1 protein-coding gene is annotated in these 380 nt (G+C 55.3%); it reads left to right on the plus strand.

The genetic code is table 11. The features are described from left to right. On the plus strand, positions 1 to 380 hold a 380-nt coding region (locus tag AC1RPW_RS08105), incomplete at both ends, for a hypothetical protein (RefSeq protein ID WP_481769457.1).

The following is a 380-nucleotide window of genomic DNA, read 5'->3' on the forward strand; positions in this document are numbered from 1 at the left end:
GCATGGTACTACGTCGCATTCGAGAATGGCCACCTCGTGACCGAAGTCACGAAGATGAAGAAAGGCCCAAAGCGTTGGGATGGTAAGACTCCGGAACGTGGCACCCTGATCCGGGTCGTACCCAGTACCTCAATCTTCAGCGCTAAGTCGTTCCCGGCGTCCGTCGCTATCGAATGGGCTGAACTCGCAGCCTACCTCACTCCCGGATTCAAGGTCACCATCAGTAGTCCTAAGGTGACTAAGGAGTTCTTCAGTAAGCGCGGCCCTGTAGAACTCATCGAGAAGATGATGGAGAAGATCGGGTGCTCGGGCGAGAAGGAGATGTTCGTCTATAAGTCCGAGCTGGCCGACGTTATCGTCGCGTTCACAAACGCCGATGG

It is taken from the genome of Dellaglioa sp. CoH-55-MRSF-8 (genome assembly GCF_056782195.1).